The 24,481-nt window shown below is 64.5% G+C and carries 20 protein-coding genes; 16 read left to right on the forward strand and 4 right to left on the reverse strand.

All coding sequences use genetic code 11. The features are described 5' to 3' along the window. Positions 1 to 12: 12 nt before the first annotated feature. On the forward strand, positions 13 to 636 hold the full coding sequence (locus CCOS865_RS05250) for a glutathione S-transferase N-terminal domain-containing protein (protein WP_119138561.1): 624 nt from the start codon (positions 13 to 15) through the stop codon (positions 634 to 636). Between the two features lie 10 nt (positions 637 to 646). Beyond that, positions 647 to 1,078, forward strand: coding sequence for a ClpXP protease specificity-enhancing factor (locus CCOS865_RS05255; RefSeq protein ID WP_119138563.1), 432 nt, complete (start codon positions 647 to 649; stop codon positions 1,076 to 1,078). Between the two features lie 929 nt (positions 1,079 to 2,007). On the opposite strand, the gene CCOS865_RS05270 is transcribed toward CCOS865_RS05255, so the two are convergent. The 3 genes from CCOS865_RS05270 to CCOS865_RS05280 form a co-directional block, all read right to left on the reverse strand. After that, a complete protein-coding gene (locus CCOS865_RS05270) occupies positions 2,008 to 3,297 on the reverse strand; it encodes a serine/threonine transporter (protein ID WP_119138567.1) in 1,290 nt (429 codons plus the stop codon). 194 nt (positions 3,298 to 3,491) lie between these two features. Then, entirely contained in the window at positions 3,492 to 4,688 is a 1,197-nt protein-coding gene (locus CCOS865_RS05275; RefSeq protein ID WP_119138569.1) for an amino acid aminotransferase, read from the reverse strand. 131 nt (positions 4,689 to 4,819) lie between these two features. Further along, positions 4,820 to 5,845 (reverse strand): Ldh family oxidoreductase, encoded by a 1,026-nt coding sequence (locus CCOS865_RS05280; RefSeq protein WP_119138571.1) that lies wholly within the window; start codon positions 5,843 to 5,845, stop codon positions 4,820 to 4,822. A gap of 147 nt (positions 5,846 to 5,992) precedes the next feature. On the opposite strand from CCOS865_RS05280, the gene CCOS865_RS05285 reads away from it, so the two are divergent. From CCOS865_RS05285 to cobA, 14 genes are all read left to right on the forward strand, one after another. Beyond that, on the forward strand, positions 5,993 to 6,865 hold the full coding sequence (locus tag CCOS865_RS05285) for a MurR/RpiR family transcriptional regulator (protein WP_119138573.1): 873 nt from the start codon (positions 5,993 to 5,995) through the stop codon (positions 6,863 to 6,865). Between the two features lie 27 nt (positions 6,866 to 6,892). Further along, positions 6,893 to 7,645 carry a transporter substrate-binding domain-containing protein gene (locus CCOS865_RS05290; RefSeq protein ID WP_119138575.1) on the forward strand — a complete coding sequence of 251 codons (753 nt, stop codon included), beginning with the start codon at positions 6,893 to 6,895 and terminating at the stop codon, positions 7,643 to 7,645. A 94-nt stretch (positions 7,646 to 7,739) separates the two neighbouring features. Next, entirely contained in the window at positions 7,740 to 8,459 is a 720-nt protein-coding gene (locus CCOS865_RS05295) for an ABC transporter permease (protein WP_119138577.1), read from the forward strand. Beyond that, on the forward strand, positions 8,456 to 9,166 hold the full coding sequence (locus tag CCOS865_RS05300; RefSeq protein WP_119138579.1) for an ABC transporter permease: 711 nt from the start codon (positions 8,456 to 8,458) through the stop codon (positions 9,164 to 9,166). The genes CCOS865_RS05295 and CCOS865_RS05300 overlap by 4 nt, the downstream gene beginning before the upstream one ends. 16 nt (positions 9,167 to 9,182) lie before the next feature. Further along, positions 9,183 to 10,427: an NAD(P)/FAD-dependent oxidoreductase gene (locus CCOS865_RS05305; RefSeq protein ID WP_119138581.1), complete on the forward strand. Its 1,245-nt coding sequence runs from the start codon at positions 9,183 to 9,185 to the stop codon at positions 10,425 to 10,427. Between the two features lie 25 nt (positions 10,428 to 10,452). After that, positions 10,453 to 11,235 (forward strand): amino acid ABC transporter ATP-binding protein, encoded by a 783-nt coding sequence (locus CCOS865_RS05310; protein WP_119138583.1) that lies wholly within the window; start codon positions 10,453 to 10,455, stop codon positions 11,233 to 11,235. Positions 11,236 to 11,653: 418 nt separating this feature from the next. Continuing rightward, on the forward strand, positions 11,654 to 12,466 hold the full coding sequence (locus tag CCOS865_RS05315; RefSeq protein WP_119138585.1) for a gamma-glutamyl-gamma-aminobutyrate hydrolase family protein: 813 nt from the start codon (positions 11,654 to 11,656) through the stop codon (positions 12,464 to 12,466). 447 nt (positions 12,467 to 12,913) lie between these two features. Beyond that, the gene (kdgD, locus tag CCOS865_RS05320) at positions 12,914 to 13,825 is read left to right on the forward strand and encodes a 5-dehydro-4-deoxyglucarate dehydratase (protein WP_119138587.1); all 912 of its coding nucleotides are present in this window, start codon (positions 12,914 to 12,916) and stop codon (positions 13,823 to 13,825) included. A 104-nt stretch (positions 13,826 to 13,929) separates the two neighbouring features. Then, entirely contained in the window at positions 13,930 to 15,297 is a 1,368-nt protein-coding gene (locus CCOS865_RS05325; RefSeq protein WP_119138589.1) for an MFS transporter, read from the forward strand. 77 nt (positions 15,298 to 15,374) lie between these two features. Then, positions 15,375 to 16,928 (forward strand): galactarate dehydratase, encoded by a 1,554-nt coding sequence (gene garD / locus CCOS865_RS05330; protein ID WP_119138591.1) that lies wholly within the window; start codon positions 15,375 to 15,377, stop codon positions 16,926 to 16,928. Positions 16,929 to 16,975: 47 nt separating this feature from the next. Then, positions 16,976 to 18,556 (forward strand): aldehyde dehydrogenase (NADP(+)), encoded by a 1,581-nt coding sequence (locus CCOS865_RS05335; RefSeq protein ID WP_119138593.1) that lies wholly within the window; start codon positions 16,976 to 16,978, stop codon positions 18,554 to 18,556. Between the two features lie 1,151 nt (positions 18,557 to 19,707). Further along, a complete protein-coding gene (locus tag CCOS865_RS05345; RefSeq protein WP_119138595.1) occupies positions 19,708 to 20,919 on the forward strand; it encodes a nitrate/nitrite transporter in 1,212 nt (403 codons plus the stop codon). A gap of 9 nt (positions 20,920 to 20,928) precedes the next feature. After that, a complete protein-coding gene (locus tag CCOS865_RS05350) occupies positions 20,929 to 22,599 on the forward strand; it encodes a bifunctional protein-serine/threonine kinase/phosphatase (protein WP_119138596.1) in 1,671 nt (556 codons plus the stop codon). A 27-nt stretch (positions 22,600 to 22,626) separates the two neighbouring features. After that, on the forward strand, positions 22,627 to 23,379 hold the full coding sequence (gene cobA / locus CCOS865_RS05355; RefSeq protein WP_119138598.1) for a uroporphyrinogen-III C-methyltransferase: 753 nt from the start codon (positions 22,627 to 22,629) through the stop codon (positions 23,377 to 23,379). Between the two features lie 62 nt (positions 23,380 to 23,441). On the opposite strand, the gene CCOS865_RS05360 is transcribed toward cobA, so the two are convergent. Beyond that, positions 23,442 to 24,476: an OmpA family protein gene (locus CCOS865_RS05360; protein WP_119138600.1), complete on the reverse strand. Its 1,035-nt coding sequence runs from the start codon at positions 24,474 to 24,476 to the stop codon at positions 23,442 to 23,444. Positions 24,477 to 24,481: the final 5 nt, after the last annotated feature.

Raw genomic sequence — 24,481 nt, forward strand, 5'->3', positions numbered from 1 at the left:
AGGAGGCGCTTCATGGGCGTAACCAACAGGTTAGCCTGCTATTCCGATCCCGCTGATCACTACTCTCACCGCGTGCGCCTGGTGCTCGCGGAGAAGGGCATCAGCGTGCAGATCATCGACGTCGATCCTGGTCGTCTGCCACCCAAGCTGGTTGAAGTGAACCCCTATGGCAGCGTGCCGACCCTGGTCGATCGCGACCTGGCGCTGTACGAATCGACCGTGGTCATGGAATACCTCGATGAGCGTTATCCACACCCACCGCTGCTGCCGGTCTATCCGGTCGGGCGCGGCAACAGCCGTCTGCTCATGCACCGTATCCAGCGCGACTGGTGCGCGCTGGTCGACCTGCTGCTCGACAAGCGCAGCGCCGAGCCGGCACGGGCACAGGCGCGCAAGGAATTGCGCGAGAGCCTGACAGGCGTGGCGCCGTTGTTTGGCGAAATGGCCTGCTTCATGAGTGATGAGCAAAGCCTGGTCGATTGTTGTCTATTGCCCATACTCTGGCGTTTGCCGGTGATGGGTATCGAATTGCCGCGGCAAGCCAAGCCGCTGCTTGATTATATGGAGCGACAGTTCGCCCGCGAGCCTTTCCAGGCGAGCCTGTCTGCTGCTGAACGTGAAATGCGCAAGCTTTAAGGAGCCGTTGATGAACTCCAGTCGCCCCTATCTGGTTAGAGCACTGTATGAGTGGATCGTCGACAACGATTGCACCCCGCACATGCTGGTCAATGCCGAGTTTCCGGCGGTCCAGGTGCCACAGGGCTTTGCCAGTGATGGTCAGATTGTCTTGAATGTCTCCCCCAGTGCGGTGCGTAGCCTGCACATGGACAACGAGGCGGTCAGCTTCGAAGGTCGCTTTGGTGGGGTTGCCCATTCGCTGTACGTGCCGGTTGGCGCGATCCTGGGGATTTACGCCCGGGAGAATGGCCAGGGCATGGTCTTCGAGCTGGAGCCTTCGCTGATGGAAGGTGACGAGTTCGAGGATGAAGCGGTCGAGCCGGATGACCAGGGTCCCCCGGAAGGTGGTGGGCAACCGCCGCGTCCGACCGGACGGCCTAGCTTGAAAGTGGTCAAGTAACAAAAAAGGCGATCCGCAGGGGTCGCCTTTTTTTGGTTTTTCCACGGATTATCGAGCTTATCCGTTTGCTGTGGTGCGGCCACTGGCCCCTTCCGCCCTTACGGCGGGTCACTTTTTTTCTTGGAAAAAAGTAACCAAAAACCGCTTGCTCCTGCATCCGGCCCTTCGCTGCGCTACGGGTTCCCTCACTCCGGTCTTGCTCCCGTGAGGACCGCGCCGGACGGGCCTTCCTGGCCCGCGGCGCTTGCCGGCCATCCATGGCCGTCACCTCACTCCGCAAGACCTCCGTTCGGCCTCCTGAAGTCGCGGTAGATCAAGATCACAAGCCAGATCAAAGGCCAGATCAAGGGCCAGGGCAACGGCTGGCGAATCGCTGCGCTCTCGCGGGTTTATAAGGGCGGTACAGCGCGTCAGCGCCAAAATTTGCATTGGCAGTTCCGGCCCCATCGCGGGCAAGCCCGCTCCTACAGGTTCTCTGCTGGCCGTAAGGCCGCTGCGGTACCTGTGGGAGCGGGTTTACCCGCGAAGAGGCCAAGCTATCCACCACCATTGCCACTATCGAAGATAACGCCAGCCCAGGCGCTACCCGTAACTTGGCGACCTCAGGAGGCCGAACGGAGGTCTTGCGGAGCGGGGTGACGGCCAGGAAGGCCGGCAAGGGCTGCGGGCCAGGAAGGCCCGTACAGCCCGGTCCTCGCGGGAGCAAGGCCGGAGTGAGGGAACCCGCAGCGCAGCGGAGGGCCGTATGTGGGAGCCAGCGGTTTTTGGTTACTTTTTTCCAAGAAAAAAAGTGACCCGCCGTAAGGGCGGAAGGGGCCATAAGCGCCACCAAATCAAATGGATAAGCCCCCCAACGCCCACCGCACGCGCAAAAAAATGCCCGGATCGCAACACACGATCCGGGCACCTTTGCTAGCCAAGGCTAGCCATCAGCCAAACACGCTGTCCCACAGCGAGTACACCACCGAGCTGATCGCCACCAGCCCGACAAACACCACGAACAGGTTGGACATCGCGCCGCTGTACTTGCGCATCGACGGCACCTTGCGGATGGCGTACATCGGCATCAGGAACAGGATCGCCGCGATCACCGGGCCACCGAACGATTCGATCATGCCGAGGATGCTCGGGTTGAGCGTGGCAACGATCCAGCAGACCACCAGCATCAGCGCCGCGACCATGCGGTCCAGGGCTTTGGCGCCCGGACGCAAGCCGGTCTTGGCGATGATGCCCTTGAGGCCTTCGCTGGCACCGATGTAGTGGCCCAGGAACGACTTGGCGATGGCAATGAAGGCAATCAACGGCGCCGCAAAAGCGATGGTCGGGTTGCTGAAGTGGTTGGCCAGGTACGACAGGATCGACAGGTTCTGCGCCTTGGCCTCGGCCAGCTGGGCGCTGTCCAGGGTCAGCACGCAGCTGAACACGAAGAACAGCACCATCGCCACCATCAGCAGGTGGGCGCGCGACAGGATCTGCCCGCTGCGCTCATCGGCATGCTCGCCATAGCGACGCTTCTGGTCGACGGCGAAGGCCGAGATGATCGGCGAATGGTTGAACGAGAAGACCATCACCGGAATCGCCAGCCAGACGGTGTGCAGGAAGGCCGAGCCCGTCGGTACCTGCATCGCGGTATCGAGGATGCCGCCGCTCCAGTGCGGGACCAGGTACAGGGCCAGCAGCGCCAGGGCGACGATGAACGGGTAGACCAGCAGGCTCATGACCTTGACCGTGGCCTGCTCGCCGCAGCGCACGATCGCCAGCAAACCGAGGATCAGCACGAACGACAGCAGCGCCCGCGGTGGCGGGGTCATGTGCAGCTGGTGTTCCATGAAGCTGGTGACGGTATTGGTCAGCGCCACGCTGTAGATCAGCAGGATCGGGAAGATGGCGAAGAAGTACAGCACGGTGATCAGCGCGCCGGCCTTGAGGCCGAAGTGCTCTTCGACCACCTCGGTGATGTCGCCGCCACGCCCTGAGAGGACGAAACGGGTCAGGCCGCGGTGCGCGTAGTAGGTCATCGGGAAGGCCAGCAGCGCCAGGATCAGCAGCGGCCAGAAGCCGCCCAGGCCGGCGTTGATCGGCAGGAACAGGGTGCCCGCGCCAATGGCCGTGCCAAACAGGCCCAGCATCCAGGTGGTATCTTGTCTCGCCCAGCTGCCAAGGGTGGCGCTGGTGGTTTGTTCGAAGCGTTGTTCGACGCTAGGGGCCTGCTCGTTCATCCGGGTGCAACTCCACTCGCAAGACTGCAACAGGCTGAGAGTGGCGAAACAGACGTATCGCACCCCTCAACCGAAAAAGAGGGGCGCGATTGTGCACTGAAAGGTTGCACTTGCGAAGCCCCGTCCGAGGGACGGTTGCACTTGTCATGACAAGAGAGGTGTGACTTGGGGCTGCTGCGCAGCCCCAATGACGCTTACTGCTGGACCTTGGCGAACGCCTCGGCCACGCGGCGCAGGTTGGCCGGGCGCAGGCCCGACATGCACACCCGGCCGCTGTCGATCAGGTACACGCCAAACTCGTCACGCAGGCGACGGACCTGCTCGACGCTGAAGCCGGTGTAGCTGAACATGCCGCGCTGACGCAGGAAGAACTGGAAGTCCTGGCCTGGCAGCAGCTCGCCGAGCAGGTCGACCAGGCCCTGGCGCATTTCCAGGATGCGCTTGCGCATCACTTCGACTTCCGCCACCCACTGGGCATTCAGTGCAGCATCACCCAGCACGCCGGCCACCAGTTGCGCACCAAAGGCGGGCGGGCTGGAGTAGTTGCGGCGCACGGTGGCCTTGAGCTGGCCCAGCACGCTTTGTGCGCTGTCCTGGTCGTCGCAGACCACCGACAGGCCCCCTACCCGCTCGCCGTACAGCGAGAAGATCTTCGAGAACGAGTTGCTGACCAGGCACGGCACGCCGGCGCGGGCCATTTCACGAATGGCGTAGGCGTCTTCGAGCAGGCCTTCGCCAAAGCCCTGGTAGGCGATGTCGAGGAACGGGATCAGCTGACGCGCCTTGACCACTTCGACCACTTGCTGCCATTGACCCTGGTCGAGGTCGACACCGGTCGGGTTGTGGCAGCACGGGTGCAGCAGGACCACGCTGTTTTCCGGCAGGGTCTGCAGGGTGGCCAGCATGCCGGCGAAGTCGACGCCACGGGTAGTGGTGTCGAAGTACGGGTAGCTGTGGACCTTGAAGCCCGCGCCCTCGAAGATCGCCCGGTGGTTGTCCCAGGTCGGATTGCTGACCCAGACTTGCGACTGCGGGAAGTAACGCTTGAGGAAGTCGGCGCCAACTTTCAGCGCACCCGAGCCGCCCACCGTCTGCACGGTGGCCACGCGACCGCCGGTGACTGCCGGGTGGTCGGTACCGAACAGCAGCGCCTGGATCGCCTGGCGGTAGCTGGCCAGGCCTTCCATCGGCAGGTACAGCGACGCTTCGTGAGGCTGGCCGGCCAGGCGTTTTTCCACCTCGGCCACGGCGGCCAGTTGCGGCACGACGCCGGCCTCATCGTAGTACAGGCCGATACTCAGGTTGACCTTGTCGGCACGCGGATCGGCCTTGAAGGTCTCCATCAGCGAGAGAATCGGATCACCGGCATAGGCATCGACATGTTTGAACACAGCGCACAGCTCCTTGGATCAGGACAGTTCGAAAAAAGGCTTCAGCGAGGATACCCGGAGTCGCGGTGAAGAAACATCACCTGAGTGCAAGAGGGTCAGTGCAAGGCTGCACGACCCCTCCCGCGAAGGCCTCAGACGAGCAGTTGCTTGAGCCCTTGCAACTCGTCTTCGCTCACCGCCACCCCGTCACGCAGCGCCACCTCACGCTCGCGGTAGCGTCGCTCGCCCGGCATGCGCGTCAGGCCCACCGCCTGCATCTGCTCGACCAGCTCACGGCTGCGCTGGGCAAAACGGTCGCCCTCGGCCTTGCTCGGGTCGATGACGATGATCAGTTGCCCGGTCCACGGCGTCTTCGCGCCAGGATGACCCGACCAGTCGAACTCCCACGAGAAGTTGCCACCGGTCAACGCCGCCGCCAGCAGCTCGACCATCATCGACAGCGCCGAGCCCTTGTGCCCGCCAAACGGCAACAACGCCCCGCCCTCGAGAATCGCCTTCGGCTCGCAGGTCGGCTGGCCGTCGGCATCCACGCCGATGCCCGGCGGCAACAGTTGCCCCTCGCGCGCGGCGATCTGCACGTCACCATGGGCCATGGCACTGGTGGCCATGTCGAACACGATCGGATCGCTCCCTGCGCACGGCGCGGCAAAGGCGATCGGGTTGGTGCCGAACAACGGCTTGCGCGCGCCATGCGGCACCACGCAGGTCATGCTGTTGACCACGCTGAGGGCCACCAGGCCTTCATCGGCGAACGGTTCTACATCTGGCCACAGCGCGGCGAAATGGTGCGAGTTGTGGATCGCCAGCACGGCGATCCCCGCACTGCGCGCCTTCTCCACCAGCAAGGCCCGGGCCGCTGCCAGGGCCGGCTGGGCAAAGCCACCACCGGCGTCGACGCGCACATAACCCGAGGCGACGTCGCTCACCTGCGGCTCGGCCTGGCCATCGACCCAGCCACTGGCCAAGGTCGAGACATAGCCGGGAATGCGGAACACCCCATGACTGTGGGCGCCATCACGTTGCGCACTGGCGCAGTTGTGCGCCAGTGCGGCAGCCACCGGCTGGCTGCAGCCGTGACGTTGCAGGATCGCTTGCAACAGGGCCTGCAGCTCGGCCAAAGGCACGCGCACGACAGGGCTGGTGGAAGGTGCGGACATCTGAAGCTCCTTTGTTGAATTTATGGGAAGCACAGCGTTGGCAATGACAAAAACTTTCATGCATGTGACAGCTATCTGTCAAATGTTGACTTGATGACAGAAAAGATCCATTTTCTATTCCACGCCTCACCCAGCCCGGAGCACGCCATGAGCCAATCGATCAAGCAACGCCTGGAAAGCAGCCTGAACAGCGCTGCCGCCTCGGGCCGGACGATCGCCAGCTACATGCTTGCCAACCTCCATGAGCTGCCCTTCCAGACCTCGGCCAGCATCGCTGAAAAGCTCGGCGTCAGCGAGTCCAGCGTTGGCCGCTTCTGCCGCTCGCTCGGTTATGCCCATCTCAAGGCGCTCAAGCAGGACCTGCAAAGCGACCTCGGCGACGGCCCGTGGCTGGTCGGAGACCGTTTGCAGGAATACCGCCAGACCCACGACGAAAGCGCAAGCGCCGGCAGCCTCGAGCTGGAAATCGCCGCGCTGGTGCGGGTTCATGAATACAGCCGCAGCGAAGCCTGGCACCGGGTCGCCGAACGCCTGGCGCAACGGCCGCGGGTGTTTATCGCCGGGTTCCAGACCGAACGCGGCGTCGCCCAGTGCATGACCCACCTGCTGCACTACCTGCGCGATGGCGTACAGAGCGTCGACGGCAGCGCCGGGCACTTCGGTGAAGTGCTCCTGGGCAAGCCCGAGAACAGCGCCCTGGTGGTGTTCGAGGCGCGCCGCTATTCCCGCCACGCCCTGCTGCTGTGCCAGAAGGCACGCCAGGCGGGCATCCCGGTCACGCTGGTGACCGACACCTTCTGCGACTGGGCCGATGCCAACGCCGACGAGGTGTTCCGCATCCCCACCGAGTTCAATCTGTTCTGGGAGTCCACCTCGGCGATGCTGTCGTGGGTACACCTGATGGTCAACGAGGTCTGCAAGAAGCTCGGACCTGATGTTGAAAGACGCCTGGAAGCAACTGCCGCTCTGCATAACGAATTCGTCGGCTACACCTCGTGGCCAGCGGACAAACAACAATAACAATCGTGCAACATCTAGAGGTGCGAGATGAACAAGACCCTGGCTGTGGTGGGCGCGTGCGCCCTGTTGCTGGCCGGCGCCGCGAGCGCCGAAACCCTGCGGTTTGCCACTGAGGGCGCCTACCCGCCCTTCAACTATGTCGATGCCGATAACAAACTGCATGGCTTCGACATCGATATCACCCATGCGCTGTGCGAGCAGATGAAGGTCGAGTGCACGCTGGTCGCGCAAGACTGGGAAGGCATCATCCCGGCGCTGATGGCGCGCAAGTACGATGCCGTGGTCGCGTCGATGATCGACACCGAAGAGCGGCGCAAGAAGATCGCCTTCACCGACCATTACTACCGCACCCCGCTGACCGTCGCCGTGGCCAAGGACAGCCCGATCAGCGATGCCCAGACCGACTTCAAGGGCTACAGCGTCGGCGCCCAGTCATCGTCGACCCAGGCCATCTATGCCGAAGACGTGTACGCCAAGGCCGGCGCCGACGTGAAGCTCTACCCGACCATGGACGAGGCCAACGCCGACCTCGCCGCCGGGCGCCTGGACGGGGTGATCGCCGACAAGTTCCCGCTGCTCGACTGGCAGAAGAAGAACGGCCAGGACTGCTGCAAGATCCTCGGCGACGTCAGCCAGACCAAGGCCGATGCGGCAATCGCCGTGCGCAAGGAGGACGAAGCCCTGCGCCAGCGGCTGAACAAGGCCCTTGGCGAAATCGTCGCCAACGGCACGTACCAGAAGATCGCCGCCAAGTACTTCGAATTCGACATCTATAACTGAGCCGCTGCCAGCTGACGTTCCGCGCAACTACGTGGGGGCGGCACGCCTGCCCCCATGCTAGTCCATACGCGCTCACTTGAAGTGGGGATCCTCCATGCTCGATCAACTGTCCTTGCTGTCCTTCGCCAGCGGCGGCTGGGGCCAGGCGCTGCTCGCCGGCGCCCTGGTGACGATGTCCCTGGCCCTCGCCTGCCTGCCCATCGGCCTGCCGCTAGGGCTGGCGGTCGCCCTCGCGGCGCGCTCGCGCAAACGCCTGCCGCGGGCCTGGGCGACGACCTTTTCCACGGTGTTCCGTGGCCTGCCCGAGCTGCTCACGCTGCTCATCATCTATTACGGCTGCCAGATCGCCGCGCAAAAGCTGCTGGCCGCCATGGGCTACGAAGGTGAAGTGCTGATCAACACCTTCCTGGCCGCGATGATCGCCTTCAGCCTGGTGTTCGCCGCGTTCTCCAGCGAAATCTGGCTGGCGGCCTTCAAGACCCTCCCCAAGGGGCAACTGGAAGCCTGCGCGGCACTCGGCCTGAGCAAGCGCACCGGGTTCTTCAAGGTGGTCCTGCCGCAACTGACGCGCATTGCCCTGCCTGGGCTTTCGAACAACTGGCTGTCGCTGCTCAAGGACACTTCGCTGGTGTCGACCATCTCGCTGGTCGACCTGATGCGCCAGACCAACCTGGCCGTCAGCGTGACCAAGGAGCCGATGTTCTTCTATGGCGTCGCCTGCTTGGGCTACCTGCTGTTCTCGGCGCTGTCGGGGCGGGTCTTCGCCTTTATCGAACGGCGCTGCAGCCGTCACCTGCAAGGAGCACGGGCATGAGCCTGGAACAACTGATCGGCCTGGTGCTCGACCCGCAACTGCTCGAACGCTACGGGCCGCGCTTCATCGATGGCCTGCTGGTGACCGCCAAGCTGGTGGCGATCTCCTTTACCCTGGGCGCCGTACTCGGCCTGCTGCTGGCCTTGGCGCGGTTGTCCAAGCAGCCCCTGGTAAGCCGCCTGGCTGCAGGCTACATCTATTTCTTCCGCGGTTCGCCGCTGCTCGCGCAACTATTCCTGCTGTACTACGGCCTCGGCTCGCTGAAGGGTTTCTGGCAGGACCTGGGGATGTGGTGGTTCTTCCGTGAGGCGTGGTACTGCGCCCTGCTCGCCTTCACCCTGAACACCGCCGCCTACCAGGCCGAGATCTTCCGCGGCAGCCTGCTGGCCATTGCCCCCGGCCAGTACGAAGCGGCACGTGCCCTCAACCTGAAACGCTCCACCACCTTCTTCAAGGTGATCATGCCGCAGTCGCTGCTGGTGGCCATCGGCCCCTTGGGCAACGAGCTGATCCTGATGATCAAGGCCAGCGCGATCGCCTCGCTGGTGACGATCTACGACCTGATGGGCGTGACCAAGCTAGCCTTCTCGCGCAGCTTCGACTTCCAGATCTACCTGTGGGCCGCCGTGCTCTACCTGCTGATCGTGGAAATCGTCCGGCGCACCCTGAAACACCTGGAAGGCCGCCTGGGCCGCCACCTGAACTGACCGAAGGATACGCTCCATGCATTGCCAAACCATCGTACTGGGCGCCGGCATCGTCGGCGTCAGCACCGCGCTGCACCTGCAGGCGCGTGGCCGCCAGGTGATCCTGATCGACCGCGACGCGCCAGGCAGCGGCACCAGCCATGGCAACGCCGGGCTGATCGAGCGCTCCAGCGTCATCCCCTACGCCTTCCCACGCAACGTTGGCGCGCTGCTGCGCTATGGCCTGAACCGCCAGCCCGACGTGCGCTACAGCCTGCTCCACCTGCCCAAGGCGGCGCCGTGGCTGCTGCGCTACTGGCGCCAGTCGGCGCCGGGGCGCCTGGCCGGTGCCGCGGCCGACATGCTGCCGCTGGTGCAGCGCTGCGTCGAAGAGCACGACCTGTTCATCGAGGCCGCCGAGCTGGGCGGCCTGGTCCAGGCCAAGGGCTGGATCGAGGTGTACCGCGACCCGGCGCTGTTCGACCAGGCCAAGGACGAGGTCAAGGGCCTGGCGCGCTATGGCCTGCGCTACGAGATCCTCGAACGCGACCAATTGCAGGCCCGTGAGCAGCGCCTGGGCAGCGACGTGATTGGCGGCATCCACTGGCTCGACCCGAAGACCGTCAGCGACCCCGGCGCCCTGACCCGCGGTTACGCCGCCTTGTTCGTCAAGCGTGGCGGGCAGTTTCTGCATGGCGACGCGCGCAGCCTGCGCCAGCTCGACGGCCACTGGCAGGTCACCAGCCAGCGCGGGCCGGTTAGCGCAGACGAAGTGGTGGCCTGCCTGGGGCCGCAATCGGCCGAGCTGTATGCGCCGCTGGGCTACCACTTCCCGCTGGGGATCAAGCGCGGCTACCACATGCACTACGCGACCCGTGGCGATGCCCGGCTGGAGCATTCGGTGTGCGACACCCAGGGCGGCTACGTGCTGGCGCCAATGGCCCGCGGCGTGCGCCTGACCACCGGGATCGAGTTCGCCGCCAGCGATGCGCCAGGCAACGAAATCCAGCTGCAGCGCTGTGAAGCCCTGGCCCGGCAGCTGTTCCCGGCACTCGGCGAGCGCCTCGACGACACGCCCTGGCTGGGCCGCCGCCCGTGCATGCCGGACATGCGCCCGGTGATCGGCCCGGCGCCCCGGCACAAGGGCCTGTGGTTCAACTTCGGCCATGCCCACCACGGCCTGACGCTTGGCCCGGTCACCGGCCGCCTGCTCGCCGAACTGGTCACCGGGCAAACCCCCTTCACCGATCCTGCGCCCTACAGCGCCGCACGCTTCGACTAAATGAATCCAGCGGGAGAACAACAACATGACCGCCCCTCTCAGCCTTGCCAGCATTGCCCCTGAACCCGACCCGCGCCCGGTGTTGATCCGCATCGAGGGCCTGAACAAGCACTACGGTGCCTTCCATGTATTGCGCGATATCGACCTGCAGGTTCGCGAAGGCGAACGGATCGTGCTCTGCGGCCCGTCCGGGTCGGGCAAGTCGACGCTGATCCGTTGCATCAACCGCCTGGAGATCGCCGAGCAAGGCACGGTGCAGGTAGCGGGTGTCGACCTGGCCAGCAGCCAGCGCCAGGCCGCGCAGATCCGCAGCGAGATCGGCATGGTGTTCCAGCACTTCAACCTGTTCCCGCACATGAGCGTGCTGGACAACTGCCTGCTGGCGCCGACCAGCGTGCGTGGCCTGTCGCGCAAGGATGCCGAGGAGCGCGCGCGGATGTACCTGAGCAAGGTCGGCATCGAGAGCCAGGCGCATAAATACCCCAGCCAGCTGTCGGGCGGCCAGCAGCAACGCGTGGCGATCGCCCGGGCGCTGTGCATGAAGCCGCGGATCATGCTGTTCGACGAGCCGACCTCGGCGCTCGATCCGGAGATGGTCGCCGAGGTGCTCGATGTGCTGGTCAAGCTGGCCGATACCGGCATGACCATGCTCTGCGTGACCCATGAGATGGGCTTTGCCCGGCAGGTGGCGGAGCGGGTGCTGTTTCTCGAGGGCGGGCAGGTGATCGAGGACAGCCCGCCGCAGGTGTTCTTTGGCCAGCCCAAGACAGCGCGGGCGCAGGCGTTTTTGAAGCAGATCCTGCATTGATGTAGGCAGTGATGGCCTCTTCGCGGGGCAAGCCCGCTCCCACAGGATCTCCGCTGACCGAAAGAGCGACACTATCCTGTGGGAGCGGGCTTGCCCCGCGAAGGGGCCGTAAGCGGCGATATATCACTTGGATCATTGCACGGCTGCAATGATCCAACTGCGTCGTTCAATATATTTACCAAAAACCCCGCCAAACCCTTGCCAGCCAAGGCCCCGCCGCCCTACACCCCCCGAAAACCGGCGCCAAACCGCGCGCCACTCGTTTGACATATTAAACGGCTCTGGCAAGCTATGAGTAAGCCCCGACCGGCATCGTCTCCCCTGCGAGCCGGCAGTGCTCGGGGCCCCAGGTCGTACACGAGGCCAAGGCCGTGCGCCTGCACAACAACGACAGGAAGCACCTGTCCCAAGGTGACATATGTCCAACAGCAACATTGGCAACAAGCAACCTTCCCTGCGCAAACCCGTCGTCCTGATGACCATGGGCAGCCAAGAGCGCAAAGGCCATGACTATCAGGTCATGACCCACAAATACATCACCCCGCTGGTCGACTTCGCTGACTGCATGCCCGTCCTGGTACCGACCTGCTGCGGCACCGAAGACCTCGAGCGCTACCTCGACCTGGCCGACGGCGTATACCTGACCGGCGCGGGCAGCAACATCGACCCGGCCCTCTACGGCCAGGAGAACGAAACCCCCGGCAAGGCCCAGGACAAGAACCGCGACCTGTTCGACATCCCCCTGGTGCAACTGGCCCTCGCCCGTGGCCTGCCGATCTTCGGCATCTGCCGTGGCATGCAGGAAATCAACGTCGCGCTGGGCGGTGACATCTACCAGAAGGTCTACGCCGAGCCAGGCTTCAACGACCACCGGGAAAACCCCGACGATCCGGTCGACGTCCAGTACCAGCAAGTGCACGCGGTGAAGATCAAACCCGGCAGCTGGCTGCGCGATGCCCTCGGCACCGACGAGATTCGTGTCAACTCGCTGCATGGCCAGGGCCTGCGCAACCTCGGTGAAGGCCTCGAGCCGATCGCCGTGGCCGAAGATGGCCTGGTCGAGGCGATCCACGCGCCGAGCATTTCGCCCTTCCTGTTTGCCGTGCAATGGCACCCAGAGTGGCAAGCGGCCAAGAACCCTGACTCGATCAAGATGTTCCAGGCCTTTGGCGATGCGTGCCGCGCCCAAGTGCGCAAGACCCAGGTGAACAAACGCCACCAGGCGGCCTGAACCCTCGTTTCGTTAGTTTGATCGCGGGGCAGCGCAAGGCTGCCCCTGCTTCTCCGGTCACCCTCTGCTGGTCCCAGAACACCTCCCGTTGAAGCGGGTGGCGGGCTTGTGCCTGTCCCTGCGATCCTTTTTTTGCCCCCACTCAAGACATACGACGACTGATTTTGATCAGCCGTCGTTTTTTATTGCGCCTGCAAAATCCTCCCTGACTGTACCGACGCAATCGCGGGCAAGCCCTCTCCTACGGGGTTTCGCGCCATTCTTGAATGACTGCGCGGTACCTGTAGGAGCGGGCTTGCCCGCGATTGCGTCGCTGCCTGCCGAACACAAAACTACCTCCATCCAAGAAAAATATGCACGAGGGGGCTAGTCATCGTACAAGTTGTACGATAACTTACCTCTCACATTGATTCTCCACCCCCAAAGCGCCATAGGATGCCAATAACAATGAATCCACTTGAACTGCAATCCATCCTCTCCCACGGCCTGCTGTCGTTCCCGGTGACCGACTTCAACGCCCAGGGCGACTTCAACAAGGCCGGCTACATCAAGCGCCTGGAATGGCTCGCACCCTATGGCGCCACTGCCCTGTTCGCTGCCGGCGGTACCGGTGAGTTCTTCTCCCTCGCCGCCAGCGAATACAGCCAAGTGGTCAAGACCGCAGTCGATACCTGCGAGCACTCGGTGCCAATCCTCGCCGGTGTCGGTGGCTCCACCCGCCAGGCCATCGAGTACGCTCAGGAAGCCGAACGTCTGGGCGCCAAAGGCCTGCTGCTGCTGCCGCACTACCTGACCGAAGCCAGCCAGGACGGCGTTGCCGCCCACGTCGAAGCCGTGTGCAAATCGGTCAAGATCGGCGTCGTGGTCTACAACCGTAACGTCTGCCGCCTGACCGCCCCGCTGCTGGAGCGCCTGGCCGAGCGTTGCCCGAACCTGATCGGTTACAAGGACGGCCTGGGCGACATCGAACTGATGGTGTCGATCCGTCGTCGCCTGGGCGACCGCTTCAGCTACCTGGGTGGCCTGCCAACCGCCGAAGTGTATGCTGCTGCCTACAAAGCCCTGGGTGTACCGGTGTACTCCTCGGCGGTGTTCAACTTCGTGCCGAAGACCGCGATGGACTTCTACCACGCCATCGCCCGCGAAGATCACGCCACCGTTGGCAAGCTGATCGACGACTTCTTCCTGCCGTACCTGGACATCCGCAACCGTAAATCCGGCTATGCCGTGAGCATCGTCAAGGCAGGCGCCAAGATCGCCGGCTACGACGCAGGCCCGGTGCGTACGCCGCTGACCGACCTGACCGGCGAAGAGTACGAAATGCTCGCTGCCCTGATGGACAAGATGGGCCCGCAATAAGCGACCCCCGCGACCTGTAAAGGCCGCAAGCCGGAGCCGGGATGTCCCCCGCTCCGGTTACAACTCGTTAGCCCGCACAAAAATAATTAGTGGGAGTACCCCGCATGCAAGCGACCAAAAAGACGCATAAACGCTACCTGATCCTGTTCATGCTGTTTCTGGTGACCACGATCAACTATGCAGACCGAGCCACCATTGCCATCGCAGGTTCAAGCCTTCAGAAAGACCTAGGTATCGATGCAGTAACCCTTGGATATATCTTTTCTGCCTTTGGATGGGCTTACGTGGCTGGCCAGATTCCTGGCGGCTGGCTGCTGGACCGGTTCGGTTCAAAAAATGTCTATGCGTTCAGTATCTTCACCTGGTCGTTGTTCACTTTGCTGCAGGGCTTTGTCGGCGGGATGCCGGTAGCCTGGGCGGTGGTCACCCTGTTCACCCTGCGCTTTCTCGTCGGCTTCGCCGAAGCGCCTTCGTTCCCGGGCAATGCGCGCATCGTCGCAGCGTGGTTCCCTACAGCGGAACGCGGCACTGCATCGGCGATCTTCAACTCGGCGCAATACTTCGCCACCGCACTGTTCGCCCCGATCATGGGCTGGATCGTGTTCAGCTTCGGCTGGGAGCATGTATTCGTGGTCATGGGTGCGCTCGGTATCGTGTTCTCCATGGTCTGGCTGAAGACCATCCACAACCCCAAGCAGCACCCAGGGATCAGCCAGAGTGAACTCGAGTACATCGAGCAGAATGGCGGCCTGGTCGACATGGACCAGAAACGCGGCAACGACGGCCCGAAATGGGGCTACATCAAACAACTGCTGACCAGCCGGATGCTGCTCGGCGTCTACCTCGGCCAGTACTGCATCAACGCCATTACCTACTTCTTCCTGACCTGGTTCCCGGTGTACCTGGTGCAGGAGCGTGGGATGACCATCCTCAAGGCCGGCATCATCGCCTCGTTGCCCGCCATCTGTGGCTTCATCGGCGGCGTGCTGGGTGGGGTCCTGTCGGACTGGCTGCTGCGTCGCGGCAACTCGCTGACCTTCTCGCGCAAACTGCCGATCGTCTGCGGCCTGATGCTCTCCACCACCATGGTCTTCTGCAACTATGTTGAGGCTGAATGGATGGTGGTCGGCTTCATGACCCTGGCATTCTTCGGCAAAGGCATCGGCGCGCTGGGCTGGGCGGTGGTCGCGGACACTTCACCCAAGCAGATCGCGGGTCTGTCCGGGGGCCTGTTCAACACCTTCGGCAACATCGCCTCGATCACCACACCGATCGTCATCGGCTACATCATCAGCGCCACCGGCTCGTTCAAGTGGGCCCTGGTGTACGTCGGCGCCAACGCCCTGGTAGCGGTGTTCAGCTACCTGGTGATCGTCGGCCCGATCAAGCGGATCGAGCTGCGTGACGTGCCCAATGACGAACCGCTTGCGACGCCACCGGCCAGCAACCAACTGGCCAGCTCGCGCCACTGAGTGAACACGCCTGCGCCGACTGACCGAGGCGCAGGCGTTTGTACCAAGCCTGATAGAACTACAAGAAGGGCCTGACCATGCAGTTGATCGAACATTCCGACTCGCCCCGCTACGTCCGCCTGCACGACGACGACAATGTGGTCGTCGTGGTCAATGACGGCGGCCTGGGCGAAGGCGCCCGCTTCGCCGACGGCCTGACCCTGGTCGAAGGGGTCCCGCAGAGCCACAAGGTCGCCACCGTCGACATCCTCAAAGATCAGCCGGTACGCCGCTACGGGCAGATCATCGGCTACGCCCTGGAAGACCTGCGCAAAGGCAGCTGGGTCCAGGAGAGCCAGCTGGCCATGCCGGCCGCACCCGAGCTGGACAGCCTGCCGCGTTGTGACGCCGTACCCGACCCTCTGCCGCCGCTGGAGGGTTTTACCTTTGAGGGCTACCGCAACGCCGACGGCACCGTTGGCACGCGTAACATCCTCGGCATCACCACCACCGTGCAGTGCGTGACCGGCGTGCTCGACCATGCGGTCAAGCGCATCCGCGACGAACTGCTGCCCAGATACCCCAACGTCGACGACGTGGTCGCCCTCACCCACAGCTACGGCTGCGGCGTGGCGATCAACGCCCGCGATGCCTATATCCCGATCCGCACCGTACGCAACCTGGCGCGCAACCCCAACCTGGGCGGCGAAGCGCTGGTCATCAGCCTTGGCTGCGAGAAGTTGCAAGCCGGCCAGGTGATGCACGACAACGACCCGTCGGTCGACCTCAGCGAGCCTTGGCTGTACCGCCTGCAGGATGCCAGCCTGGGCTTTGTCGAGATGATCGAGCAGATCATGGCGCTGGCCGAAACGCGCCTGATCAAGCTCGACCAGCGTCGCCGCGAAACCGTGCCCGCCAGCGAGCTGATCCTGGGCATGCAATGTGGCGGCAGCGATGCCTTCTCCGGCATCACCGCCAACCCGGCGCTGGGCTATGCCTCCGACCTGCTGGTCCGCGCCGGCGCCACCGTGCTGTTCTCGGAAGTCACCGAAGTGCGTGACGCCATCTACATGCTCACCTCACGCGCGGAAAACCCGGCCGTCGCCGACGCGCTGGTGCGCGAGATGGACTGGTACGACCGTTACCTGGAACAAGGCGCGGCGGACCGCAGTGCCAATACCACGCCGGGCAACAAGAAAGGCGGCCTGTCGAACATCGTCGAGAAGTCCCTCGGCTCGATCGTCAAGTCGGGCAGCGGCGCTATTCAAGGCGTGGTCGGCCCGGGCGAGCGCATCGAGCGCAAGGGCCTGATCTTCTGCGCCACACCGGCCAGTGACTTTGTCTGCGGCACGCTGCAGCTGGCGGCCGGGATGAACCTGCACGTGTTCACCACCGGCCGCGGCACGCCGTATGGCCTGGCCATGGCACCGGTGGTCAAGGTCTGTACTCGCACCGAGCTTGCCCAGCGCTGGCCCGACCTCATCGACATCGACGCCGGGCGCATCGCCAGCGGCCGGGCAACCATCGAGGAGCTGGGCTGGGAGTTGTTCCACTACTATCTGGACGTCGCCAGCGGCCGCAAGCAGACCTGGGCCGAAAAGCACAAATTGCACAACGACATCACCCTGTTCAATCCCGCGCCGATTACCTGAACACCGGTATCGACGCCTGCTCACTTACCTTTCCACAGGAGCACACAATGCCTGAGATCCTCGGCCACAACTTCATCGCCGGCCAGCGCAGCGCCGCCGGCCCGAAACGCCTGCAGAGCCTCGACGCCACCAGCGGCGAAGCCCTGCCCTACAGCTTCGCCCAGGCCACCGAAGGCGAAGTGGACCAGGCCGCCCGCGCAGCCGCCGGCGCCTTTGTCGAATTCCGCCAGCTGCCGCCAGCGCGCCGTGCCGAGTTCCTCGACGCCATCGCCGCGGAACTGGACGAGCTGGACGACGCCTTCGTCGCCATCGTCTGCCGTGAAACCGCCCTGCCCGCCGCCCGTATCCAGGGCGAGCGCGGCCGTACCAGCGGCCAGATGCGTTTGTTCGCCCAGGTCCTGCGCCGCGGCGACTTCCTCGGCGCGCGCATCGACCAGGCCCTGCCTGATCGCCAGCCGCTACCACGCGTCGACCTGCGCCAACTGCGCATCGGCGTCGGCCCGGTCGCCGTGTTTGGCGCCAGCAACTTCCCGCTGGCCTTCTCCACCGCCGGTGGCGACACCGCCGCGGCCCTGGCCGCCGGCTGCCCGGTAGTGGTCAAGGCGCACAGCGGCCACATGGCCACCGCCGACCTGGTCGGCTGCGCCATCAACCGCGCCGCCGAGCGTACCGGCATGCCCAAGGGCGTGTTCAACATGGTCTTCGGCGGTGGCGTCGGTGAGTGGCTGGTCAAGCACCCGGCGATCCAGGCAGTGGGCTTCACCGGTTCGCTCAAAGGCGGCGACGCGCTGTGCCGCATGGCCGCCGAGCGTCCGCAGCCAATCCCGGTGTTCGCCGAGATGTCCAGCATCAACCCGGTGATCATCCTGCCGGGCGCGCTGGCCAAGCGTGGCGAAACCATCGCCCGTGAGCTGGCCGGTTCGGTCTGCCTCGGCGCCGGCCAGTTCTGCACCAACCCGGGCCTGGTGATCGGCCTGCAGTCGGCCGAGTTCAGCACCTTGCTGGCCAATGTCGGCCAGGCACTGGACGCTCAGGCGGGCCAGACCCTGCTCAACGCCGGTGGCCTGCGCAGCTACGTCAGCGGCCTCGAGCACCTGCAGGCACACGCGGGCATCGAGCACCTGGCAGGCCAGCCGCAGGAAGGCGCACAAGCCCGTGCCCAGCTGTTCAAGGCGGACGCCCGCTTGCTGATCGACGCTGACCCACTGCTGCAGGAAGAAGTGTTCGGCCCTACCACCGTGGCGGTCGAGGTCAAGGACAACGCTCAACTGCGCGACGCCCTGCTGGGCCTGCGCGGCCAGCTGACGGCGACGCTGATCGGCGAGCCGGAAGACTTCGAAGCGTTCGCCTGGCTGGTGCCGCTGCTGGAAGAGAAAGTCGGGCGGATCCTGGTCAACGGGTACCCGACCGGTGTCGAGGTGTGCGATGCGATGGTGCATGGCGGGCCGTACCCGGCGACGTCCGATGCGCGTGGGACGTCGGTGGGCACCTTGGCCATCGATCGCTTCCTGCGGCCGGTGTGCTACCAGAACTACCCGCAGGTGCTGCTGCCTGAGGCGCTCAAGGACAGCAACCCGCTGGGGCTGCGGCGCTTGGTCAATGGGCAGTGGAGTGAAGGCTCGCTGTGATGCTCGACGGATAGGTTTACGCCTGTTCGTCTAGGCCTCGAGGCGCCTGGTGCACTGCATCAGGCGCTTTTTTATGCTTCACGGCTTGGGCTTGGGCTTGGGCTTGGGCTTGGGCTTGGGCTTGCAGATTGTGGGCTTATCCATTCGATGTGCGGGCGCTTATGGCCCCTTCCGCCCTTACGGCGGGTCACTTTTTTTCTTGGAAAAAAGTAACCAAAAACCGCCGGCTCCCACATACGGCCCTCCGCTGCGCTGCGGGTTCCCTCACTCCGGCCTTGCTCCCGCGAGGACCGGGCTGTACGGGCCTTCCTGGCCCGCAGCCCTTGCCGGCCTTCCTGGCCGTCACCCCGCTCCGCAAGACCTCCGTTCGGCCTCCTGAGGTCGCCAAGTTAGGGGTGGTGCCTGGGCTGGCGTTATCTTCGATAGTGGCAATGGTGGTGGATAGCTTGACCTCTTCGCGGGTAAACCCGCTCCCACAGGGACCGCAGTGGCCTTACAGTCAGCAGAGAACCTGTGGGAGCGGGCTTGCCCGCGAAGAGGCCGGAACTGCCCATGCAAATTCTGGCGCTGACACGCTGTACCGCCCTTATAAACCAGCGAGAGCGCAGCGATTCGCCAGCCGTTGCCCTGGCCCTTGATCTGGCTTTTGATCTGGCTCGTGATCTTGATCTACTGCGACTTCAGGAGGCCGAACGGAGGTCTTGCGAAGCGAGGTGACGGCCAGGAAGGCCGGCAAGGGCTGCGGGCCAGGAAGGCCCGTACAGCCCGGTCCTCGCGGGAGCAAGACCGGAGTGAGGGAACCCGCAGCGCAGCGAAGGGCCGGATGTAGGAGCAAAGAATTTTTTGGTTACTTTTTTTTTCGACTGAAAAAAAGTGACCCGCTGTAAAAGCGGAAGGGGCCAGTAGCCCCACCACAACCAATGGATAAGCCCACCACTCCCCCACCCCCTAAAAAACACCTCACACCCCCGAGCAAAATTGGCCCGGCTCTTGCTCACTAAATCCCCCAGGTAGCCAACGGCGGTTGCCCCCCTTACCGACAAAGACGTCGCTCCCCCCTCCACCCACGTGGACCGGGTAGCGGCGTCTTTTTCGTTCCGGCCCTGCGCAGACAGGGCATGACTACCGTTGCAAGCCGCGCGAGGTGTTCGATGAGTACCAGTTTCTGGAAGTCCGGGCATGTGCCCACCCTGTTCGCCGCGTTCCTCTACTTCGACCTGAGCTTCATGGTCTGGTACCTGCTGGGCCCCATGGCGGTGCAGATCGCCGCTGACCTGCAACTGACCCCGCAACAGCGCGGCCTGATGGTCGCCACGCCGATCCTGGCCGGCGCCCTGCTGCGCTTCGGCATGGGCATGCTGGTCGATCGGCTGTCGCCCAAGACCGCCGGCCTGATGGGCCAGGTGGTGGTGATCGTCGCGCTGGCCTGCGCCTGGTACCTGGGCGTGCACAGCTACGAACAAGCCTTGTTGCTCGGGGTATTCCTCGGCTTCGCCGGCGCCTCGTTCGCCGTGTCGCTGCCGCTGGCCTCGCAATGGTACCCGCCACAGCATCAAGGCAAGGCGATGGGCATCGCCGGCGCCGGCAACTCCGGCACCGTGTTCGCCGCCCTGCTGGCACCGGCCCTGGCCGCCGCCTATGGCTGGAACAACGTGTTCGGCTTCGCCCTGATCCCGCTGCTGCTAACCCTGCTGGTGTTTGCCCTGCTCGCCCGCAATGCACCACAACGGCCCAAACCCAAAGCCATGGCCGACTATTTCAAGGCGCTCGGCGACCGCGACAGCTGGTGGTTCATGTTCTTCTACAGCGTGACCTTTGGCGGCTTCATCGGCCTGGCCAGCGCCCTGCCCGGCTACTTCAGCGACCAGTACCAACTGAGCCCGGTCACCGCCGGTTACTACACCGCCGCCTGCGTGTTCGGCGGCAGCATGATGCGCCCGCTCGGCGGCGCCCTGGCCGACCGTTTTGGCGGCATCCGCACCCTGCTGGGCATGTACGGCGTGGCCGCGGTATGCATCGCCGCGGTGGGCTTCAACCTGCCCAGTGCGACGGCAGCACTGGCGCTGTTCGTCAGTGCCATGCTCGGTCTGGGCGCCGGCAACGGCGCGGTGTTCCAACTGGTGCCACAGCGCTTCCGCCAGGAGATCGGCGTGATGACCGGGCTGATCGGCATGGCCGGCGGCATCGGCGGCTTCGTCCTCGCCGCCGGCCTGGGCATGATCAAGCAACACACCGGTGACTATCAGCTCGGCCTGTGGCTGTTCGCCAGCCTTGGCCTGCTGGCCTGGTTCGGCCTGCACGGCGTCAAGCAACGCTGGCGCACCACCTGGGGCTCGGCCGCAGTGACTGCGGCGCGGGTCTGAGGCCGACTGATGAGCCTGCACCTGAGCTTCGCCCACGCCACTGCCACCGGCCCGCGCAGCGAGAACCAGGACGCCCTGCGCCTGGTCACGCCAGCGCCGGAGCTGGCCGCCAGCAAGGGCTACCTGTTCGCCCTCGCCGACGGCGTCAGCCAGTGCGCCGACGGTGGCCTGGCGGCGCGGGCCAGCCTGCAGGCGCTGGCCCTGGACTACTACGCCACGCCCGCCACCTGGGCAGTGGCGCAGGCACTGGATCGCCTGCTGCTGGCGCAAAACCGCTGGCTGCGCGCCCAGGGCAGCGGCCAACCGCTGCTGACCACCCTCAGTGCGCTGGTCATGCGCGGGCAGCGCTTTACCCTCGCCCACGTCGGCGACTGCCGCGCCTATCGCTGGGCCGACGGGCGCCTGCAATGCCTGAGCGAGGACCACGTCTGGGACCAGCCCGGCATGCAGCACGTGCTCAAGCGCGCCCTGGGCCTGGACCAGCACCTGCTGGTCGACTACCTGGAAGGTGAACTGGCTGCCGGAGAAGCGTTCCTGCTGGTCAGTGACGGTGTCTGGGCCAGCCTTGGCGACCAGGCCATTCTGACCATCCTGCGCGAGCAGCCCGACCTGCAGCAGGCCGCCGACACCCTGGTGGCCAGCGCCCACCACCGTGGCAGCCAGGACAACGCCAGCGCCGTGTTGGTGCGTGTCGACCAGCTGGGCCCGGCCAACCTGGGCGACACCCTGGCGCAATTGCAGCAATGGCCGGTGCCCGGCCCGTTGCGCGCCGAGCAACTGATCGACGGTTGGCGGGTCGCGGCGCAGCTGTCGCGCAGCCGCCAGTCGTTGCTGTACCGGGTGCATGACGCGCAGTCCCAGCCGTGGCTGCTGAAAACCCTGCCGAGCGGTCACGAAACACAGCCCGGCGCCGTGCAACGGCTGCTGCAGGAAGAGTGGTTCCTACGCCGCGTGGCGGGCCGGCACTTCCCCGAGGTGCATGCGGCCACTCACCGCCAGCACCTGTACTACCTGATGCGCGAATACCCTGGGCAAACCCTGGCCAGCCTGCTGGCCGAACACGGCCCGCTGCCGCTCGCGCAGTGGCTGGAGATCGCCCGGCAGCTGCTTCAGGCGGTTGGCGTGCTGCACCGGCGCAACCTGCTGCACCGCGATATCAAGCCCGACAACCTGCACCTGGGCAGCGACGGCCAGGTGCGCCTGCTCGACTTCGGCCTGGCGTACTGCCCGGGGCTGTGCGAGGACACCGCGCACGAACTGCCCGGCACGCCCTCGTTCATCGCCCCGGAAGCCTTCGACGGGCAACCCCCCAGCCCACGCCAGGACCTCTATGCCGCAGGCGTGACGCTGTACCAGCTGCTCACCGGGCACTACCCCTACGGCGAAATCGAAGCGTTCCAGCGACCGCGCTTTACCAGCCCGGTGAGCCCCGCCCGCTATCGCCCCGACCTGCCGGAGTGGCTGCAACACAACCTCGAACAGGCCGTGGCCGCCAACCCTGCCCAACGCTTCGAAACCGCCGAGCAGTGGTTGCTGCTGCTCGAACGTGGCGAGTTGCAAGCGCCCGCCGGCCGCCCCCGGCCGCTGCTGGAGCGCGAGCCGTTGAAGGTCTGGCGGACCTTGGCCCTGCTGTCCCTGCTGTTCAACCTGATACTGCTGTTCGTCCTGTTCAAGGGCTGAGCGGCGCTGCTGATGAGGAACGCCCCAATGCGTGCAAAAGTCTGGCTGGTAGGTGCTGGCCCTGGCGACCCTGAACTGCTCACGCTCAAGGCCGTGCGCGCCTTGCGCGAAGCGCAGGTGGTGATGATCGACGACCTGGTCAACCCGGCGGTGCTGGAGCACTGCCCTGCGGCGCAGGTGATCGCGGTGGGCAAGCGCGGCGGATGCCGCTCGACCCCGCAAGCGTTCATCCAGCGCCTGATGCTGCGCCATGCGCGCCAGGGGCGCTGCGTGGTTCGGCTCAAGGGTGGCGACCCGTGCATCTTTGGCCGCGGCGGCGAAGAGGCCCTGTGGTTGCAGGAGCAGGGCATCGAAGTGGAGCTGGTCAATGGCATCACCGCGGGCCTGGCCGGCGCTACACAATGCGGGATTCCGCTGACCTTGCGCGGTGTCAGCCGCGGCGTGACGTTGGTGACTGCGCATACCCAGGATGACAGCCCGCTCAATTGGGTGGGGCTGGCCCAAGGTGGGACCACCTTGGTGGTGTACATGGGCGTGGCGCGGCTGGAGGAGATCCGCCAGGGCTTGCTGGCGGCCGGCATGGCGGCCACGACGCCGGTGGCGATGATCGAGAATGCTTCGCTGCCCAGCCAGCGGGAGTGCCGTAGCCAGCTGCAACGGATGGGCACGGACGCCGCAGCGTTTGCCCTGCGCAGCCCGGCGGTGCTGGTGATTGGCGAGGTGGCAGGTGGCGTGGCCAGCGCAGTGCTGGACCCGGTCGTGGCCCAGGCGAGCGCCTGAGCACAAATCGCAGGCAAAGAAAAACCCGGCCTAGGCCGGGTTTTTCGTGAACCTCAAACCAATTACTTGGACTGAGCTTCAACCTGCGCTTCAACGCGACGGTTTACAGCGCGACCTTCTTCGGTGGCGTTGTCAGCAACCGGACGGGTCTCACCGTAGCCAACCGATTCAACACGGTTGGATTCAACACCGTACTGCTGGGTCAGGACTTGCTTGACAGCACCAGCACGACGCTCGGACAGCTTCTGGTTGTACGCGTCTGGACCGACGGAGTCAGTGTGACCTTCCACGGTGGTGGTGGTCGACGGGTACTGCTTCATGAAGTCAGCCAGGTTCTTGATGTCGCCGTAGCTGTTAGGCTTGACGACCGACTTGTCGAAGTCGAACTTGACGTCCAGCTCAACACGTACGACTTCGGCAACAGCCGGGCAGCCGTCAGCGTCAACGGTAACGTTGGCAGGGGTGTCTGGGCACTTGTCGACGTTGTCGCACACACCATCGTTGTCGCTGTCGGAGCACACTTCAGCTACTGGAGCTGGAGCGACTTCGGCTTGCTTCGGGCTACCGCCGAAGTTCAGGCCGATACCGACGCTTGGTGCCCACTCGGTGTCACCTTGGTCGATGTTGTACTGGGCTTCAACGCCAGCACGGGCGTAGAACATGTCGGTGATGTACCACTTGGCACCGGCGCCAACGTTGGCGAAGGTGGAGTGGTTACGACCGCCACGGCCGGTCTGGCCCAGGGACTGGTGCGAGAAACCAGCGGAAACGTACGGACGGATAGCGTCGTACGGGTTGTTGAAGTGGTAGAGGGCGTCCAGGGCGGTGTTCGAGCCCTTGATGTTCTTGCTGTCTTCGCCACGAGCGTTGTGCACTTCGTCGTAGCCCAGACGCAGTTCAACGTCATCGGTCAGGAAGTAACCGATCGAACCACCGAACAGGTTGCCGTCGTTCTTGAAGTCGCGCTGGCTGTCGAAGAATTCTTTCTTGTAGAAGCCTTCGACTTCCACGGCGCCTGTGCCTTGTGCCATAGCGCCAATCGAGGTGGCGGCTACGAGCGAACCAATGGCCAAGCCCAAGGTGTTTTTCAATTTCATCCGTT

The organism is Pseudomonas reidholzensis, from assembly GCF_900536025.1.
Lineage (GTDB): Bacteria > Pseudomonadota > Gammaproteobacteria > Pseudomonadales > Pseudomonadaceae > Aquipseudomonas > Aquipseudomonas reidholzensis.

Excerpts from the sequence above, each read along its gene's own strand:
- CCOS865_RS05250 (WP_119138561.1), top strand. The coding sequence starts at position 13 with ATGGGCGTAACCAACAGGTTAGCCTGCTATTCCGATCCCGCTGATCAC.
- CCOS865_RS05255 (WP_119138563.1), top strand. The coding sequence starts at position 647 with ATGAACTCCAGTCGCCCCTATCTGGTTAGAGCACTGTATGAGTGGATC.
- CCOS865_RS05270 (WP_119138567.1), bottom strand. The coding sequence starts at position 3,297 with ATGAACGAGCAGGCCCCTAGCGTCGAACAACGCTTCGAACAAACCACC.
- CCOS865_RS05280 (WP_119138571.1), bottom strand. The coding sequence starts at position 5,845 with ATGTCCGCACCTTCCACCAGCCCTGTCGTGCGCGTGCCTTTGGCCGAG.
- CCOS865_RS05285 (WP_119138573.1), top strand. The coding sequence starts at position 5,993 with ATGAGCCAATCGATCAAGCAACGCCTGGAAAGCAGCCTGAACAGCGCT.
- CCOS865_RS05290 (WP_119138575.1), top strand. The coding sequence starts at position 6,893 with ATGAACAAGACCCTGGCTGTGGTGGGCGCGTGCGCCCTGTTGCTGGCC.
- CCOS865_RS05295 (WP_119138577.1), top strand. The coding sequence starts at position 7,740 with ATGCTCGATCAACTGTCCTTGCTGTCCTTCGCCAGCGGCGGCTGGGGC.
- CCOS865_RS05300 (WP_119138579.1), top strand. The coding sequence starts at position 8,456 with ATGAGCCTGGAACAACTGATCGGCCTGGTGCTCGACCCGCAACTGCTC.
- CCOS865_RS05305 (WP_119138581.1), top strand. The coding sequence starts at position 9,183 with ATGCATTGCCAAACCATCGTACTGGGCGCCGGCATCGTCGGCGTCAGC.
- CCOS865_RS05310 (WP_119138583.1), top strand. The coding sequence starts at position 10,453 with ATGACCGCCCCTCTCAGCCTTGCCAGCATTGCCCCTGAACCCGACCCG.
- CCOS865_RS05315 (WP_119138585.1), top strand. The coding sequence starts at position 11,654 with ATGTCCAACAGCAACATTGGCAACAAGCAACCTTCCCTGCGCAAACCC.
- kdgD (WP_119138587.1), top strand. The coding sequence starts at position 12,914 with ATGAATCCACTTGAACTGCAATCCATCCTCTCCCACGGCCTGCTGTCG.
- CCOS865_RS05325 (WP_119138589.1), top strand. The coding sequence starts at position 13,930 with ATGCAAGCGACCAAAAAGACGCATAAACGCTACCTGATCCTGTTCATG.
- garD (WP_119138591.1), top strand. The coding sequence starts at position 15,375 with ATGCAGTTGATCGAACATTCCGACTCGCCCCGCTACGTCCGCCTGCAC.
- CCOS865_RS05335 (WP_119138593.1), top strand. The coding sequence starts at position 16,976 with ATGCCTGAGATCCTCGGCCACAACTTCATCGCCGGCCAGCGCAGCGCC.
- CCOS865_RS05345 (WP_119138595.1), top strand. The coding sequence starts at position 19,708 with ATGAGTACCAGTTTCTGGAAGTCCGGGCATGTGCCCACCCTGTTCGCC.
- CCOS865_RS05350 (WP_119138596.1), top strand. The coding sequence starts at position 20,929 with ATGAGCCTGCACCTGAGCTTCGCCCACGCCACTGCCACCGGCCCGCGC.
- cobA (WP_119138598.1), top strand. The coding sequence starts at position 22,627 with ATGCGTGCAAAAGTCTGGCTGGTAGGTGCTGGCCCTGGCGACCCTGAA.
- CCOS865_RS05360 (WP_119138600.1), bottom strand. The coding sequence starts at position 24,476 with ATGAAATTGAAAAACACCTTGGGCTTGGCCATTGGTTCGCTCGTAGCC.